The organism is bacterium, from assembly GCA_024226335.1.
Taxonomy (GTDB): Bacteria; Myxococcota_A; UBA9160; order SZUA-336; family SZUA-336; genus JAAELY01.
In genome coordinates, this window is record JAAELY010000335.1 from 1 (window position 1) to 4,258 (window position 4,258).

Annotated in this window: 3 protein-coding genes; 2 read left to right on the forward strand and 1 reads right to left on the reverse strand. The window is 60.2% G+C overall.

The window, feature by feature from the left end:
- Positions 1-716 precede the first annotated feature (716 nt).
- Together GY725_17485 and GY725_17490 are read left to right on the forward strand one after the other, a co-directional pair.
- Positions 717-2,399 (forward strand): hypothetical protein, encoded by a 1,683-nt coding sequence (locus GY725_17485; GenBank protein MCP4005985.1) that lies wholly within the window; start codon positions 717-719, stop codon positions 2,397-2,399.
- A 271-nt stretch (positions 2,400-2,670) separates the two neighbouring features.
- Positions 2,671-3,963 (forward strand): serine hydrolase, encoded by a 1,293-nt coding sequence (locus GY725_17490; protein MCP4005986.1) that lies wholly within the window; start codon positions 2,671-2,673, stop codon positions 3,961-3,963.
- 31 nt (positions 3,964-3,994) lie between these two features.
- On the opposite strand, the gene GY725_17495 is transcribed toward GY725_17490, so the two are convergent.
- On the reverse strand, positions 3,995-4,258 hold a 264-nt coding region (locus GY725_17495), incomplete at its 5' end, for a CoA-binding protein (GenBank protein MCP4005987.1).

Consider the following 4,258-nt stretch of genomic DNA (forward strand, 5'->3'; position numbering starts at 1 on the left):
AACGGCAACAAGCCGAGCGACGTCCGGGCGAAGTACGACCTGCCGTAACGGTGTCGCTCGAAGAACACCCCCCTCAATCCCGATTCCCACAGAGGGGAGGCCAGACCCCTGCTAGACTGTCTCCAATGACGGCTCCGGAGACGTCATGATCGAGCTTCCCTTCGGCATTGCTGATTTTCGCCGCATCCGCCAACAGGGCCTGGTCTACGTTGGGCGCCGTGGCAGCCTTCCGAATACACGGACAGGCTGCTAGACTAGCAGCCTGAAATAGTTGAAGCTGGGCCAGAAGGGCACCAAGGAACTGCTGGCCGGCATGGAACGAGTCTCCTATGTTTCCGGTACCGCTCCGACGAACAAACCCGCGACCGCCTGAAGACCGTGGAGTTCGTCGTCCAGCGGCGCGCTCGGAAACGCGAAGCAGAGTGCCATCGATCGCGCAAGCCCGATGGCCAGGCCGGAGGTGCTGCGCCGCGAAGCGTGACGCTGCGCATCGGCTGGTGGGAGAGAGACCTCCGGTCTCGGGTCAACTTCGCCGGAGGCTGGTGAGACCCCGTCAGGCGGGTCTGGATTCCGCGGCGCGACATGGCAGAACGCCTAGGCATCTTGCACCGGGCCGTCGGTGGAGGTGCCTAGGGCCTCTAGGAGAGCACCAGGTGGATAAATCTGGTACCGCGTGTCGGCGAGAATAACTGTTAGCGGACGAAAGGAGTGACTACGTGAGCAGCAAGTGTTTCGTGATAATGCCCTACGGTGGCGATGACCCTTCGACGCGCAAGCATTTCGACGGCGTCTATCAGAGCATCATAGTCCCGGGGGCTAACCAAGCGGGCTACGAAGTCAAGCGAAGTGACATCTCAAACGAGCCCGGCAACATCACGCATGACATTATCAGAGATCTGGCAGACGCCGATATCGTGATAGCAGATCTCACGCAGGGCAACGCTAACGTGTTGTTTGAGCTTGGCATTCGCCATGCCTTCAGGAAGAGCGGAACCGTTCATATAGTTGACGCCGCCTACAAACTGCCGTTCGATGTGCGGCAATACCGGGTTATCGAATACTCGACCGACCTCGCCGAACTTCCTGAGGCTATCAAGGCCATCGCCGAAGCCGTGAGAAAGCGAGCAGATCGGCCCAATCGGGCGGACAACCCGGTGCACGATGCTATTCCTGAACTACCACTGGATCTCAGGGCCACAGGCGATGAAGCCATCAGAAGACAGCTGGAGACCACGGAACGCGAGCTTGAGGAATTGCGCCAGGAGAATGAGAAACTAGGCAAGATGATCGCGACTCTGGATCCAACTGCAGGGACACAGAGTGGATCGGCCATTGACGTGGGAACGCTTCTTGACGAAGCCGAGGCGATTATGGAGTCCACGGGCGAGCATGCGATTCTCAAACTCCGCCAGGCACTAGACAACCAGGGACCGAAAGCACTCGCGAAGGAATTGCGCAACGTTCTCGACAGTCCCTACCTAGACGAGAACGATTTCGCTGAAATCAACATTCTGTGCAAGAAGGCTGGCCTCGAAGGTCACCGGCGCGCAACACTTGAGGTCGCAAGATCTCGACATCCCTATAGCAACGAGCTGCTTCTCCATTTCGTCGATGCGCTGGATGATTCTCCTAACCCTGAGGATCAGGAACGCGGACGGCTGATCATTGAACAAAGACTGGGAATAGAGCACGGTGACGACGGCCCGCGATTTGGAGGCAGTTTTTCCTCGCTACCGCTGCGACAATCGCTACTGCTACTCTTTAACTTCTATAAGCGTGCCGGAAAGTACGACTGGATAGCAAGTCTCGCCGACACGGTGCCAGATTCCCTGAAAAGGGACCCGGCAATCTTGCGAAACAAAGCCAACTCTTTGGCTAGCATGGATCGCCAAGGGGAGGCAGAAGCGGTCTACCGCGAAGCGCTGGAAATCGACCCCGCTGATGATCAGACAATCCTTTGGTACGCGAGTTTTCTAGATGATCAGGGGAAGACCGCCGAAGCATACGAAGAGTCCGAAAACGCGCTCCTTGCTGATGCGGAGGATCCGCGCCTCTGGATTCACATGGCCATCCAGATCTTCAACAGAGGGTACTACCGGGAGAAGTCTGGCCGCATTGAGGGACCGTTCCCCCGCAAAGCGCGAGTCGCTGCGATGGTGCCCTTTGCCCTAAGGGCCGCCGAATTGAGTAACTCTGCAGAACAGATGCAAGAGATTGTTCGCGTGCTTGTCCGGGGCGATGCGGTCGAGGCTGCCCAAGCGATCGCTAGTGGACAAGCACCCCAAGGCGATTACGATGACACCTCTCTGGCCTTTCTCATGAAGAGGATGGAGGAGATCAAGGCGAAGGACCGAATCCCAGGCGAACGCCAACAGGTTGCGGCATCCGACCAGGAATAACGCACAGCTTCGCTTGCGCTATTCCTGGCGGGTGAACACGTTCTGCTGCTCTTGCTTTCGAGAGACCAGACGACCTGACGAGGCGGGAGTTCAACATATCTCTCACGAATGAAGACCAGGGAAGATCCTTGTGAGCAGACTTCTCTTGCCACCAGCTTGGCTCATGGCAGCCATCATGATCATCGCTGCATGCACGAGCGAACCCTCACCCGAAGGGTTGACCCAGGGTGCCTGGCACAGCTCCACTTCATACGGGAGCTACAATGAGATCGTGATTGCCCTCACCTTCGACAAAGGGAGCCTGGGTGGCTCTTTCTTCATGCTGAAGAAGGGGAGGCTGGAGATGGAGACTCCCCTCTCGGACGTCCGTTTCCGGCACCCGAAAATCGAGTTCACGGCGGGACCTTTCCCCTTTGAAGCCACGGTCGATCTCGACCTTGGAACCATGAAGGGTAAGAGCACCAACCGCCAGGGGCAGCAGATCGAGATCAACGCTACGCGGCGGGACCCCGGGGATGTCCCCGGCCTGTTGGCCGGTGCCCCTGACTATAGTTACCGGCAGCCCTCGGAGAGAGACGACGGCTGGCAGACAGCGGCCCCGGAAGAGGTTGGCCTCGAACAGGAGCGACTTGAGGAACTGGTGCGGGCTCTCATCGCGGGCGAGGGCGGAGTGATGCACTCGCTTCTCATCGCGAAGGATGGCCGCATGGTGCTCGAGGAGTATTTCCACGGCTTCGGGCCTGAGGACCTTCACATCGTCCAGTCTTGCACCAAGTCGATTGCAGCTTTTTTGGTCGGTTTGGCCATCGACCGCGGTGCCATCGCCGGGGTCTCCGCTCCGGTGCTGGATTTCTTCCCCGACCTGGCCGCCGAGGCGGCGCAGGGATGGGCGGAGGTGAAGCTCGAGCACCTCCTGACGATGACCGCGGGGCTCGCCTGGGAGGTGGATCCGACCATGGCCGGCACCGGCGGCACCGGGCCTGAGAGCTTCCGCCAGGTGTTGACCCGACGGCCACGGCACGCCCCCGGCGAGGTGTGGACTTACTCCGGACCCGAGGTCAACTTGCTGGCTGGGGTGATTCACCAGGCCACCGGCGTGCATGCGGATGCTTTCGCCGCTGAACACCTCTTCGAGCCTCTCGGGATCACCGAGTTTGACTGGAGCACGTGGGGCAAGAAGGAAGGCTATCCGGAATTGACCCAGTCCCTCATGCTTCGGCCTCGCGACATGGCGAAGATCGGCGCCTTGGTTGCCGACCAGGGGCGCTGGCTGGATCGGCAGGTCGTCCCTGCGGAGTGGCTCCGCGCCTCCACAAGGTCCCAGGTCGACACCGGCGACGAGGAAGAGGACGGCTACGGCTATCTCTGGTGGCTGATGGAACGGCCGGATGATCCGCAGAAGTTTTTCATCGCTGCCCGAGGTTGGGGGAGCCAATTCATCCTGATCGATCCCGAGCAACGGCTGATCGTCGTCACTACTGGCGGCAACTCCTACAATGGAAAGAGTTTCGCCGTCCTGGGGACATTGGCGCAGCACTTCGTGCCCGTGCACTCAGCGCCCTAGCAGCCCTGATCCCTGATCACAGCTTCTATCGCTACTCGGACGCCAACGTCATCCGCGCGTCGGCGACGTAGGCTTCTGATCCCACCGGGCCGACGATGAATGGGTTGAGGTCGAGCTCGGTGATCTCGCGGTAGTCGGTGGCCAGCTGGCTGATGCGCTGGAGGGCGGCGGCGAGAGCGCCCAGATCGACGGGAGCCTGGCCGCGGGCGCCCTGGAGCAGGGCGTAGGAGCGGGTGGCCTTGAGCATCTCGAGGGCTTCGCCGGCGGTGATCGGGGCGAGGTGGAAGGTGACGTC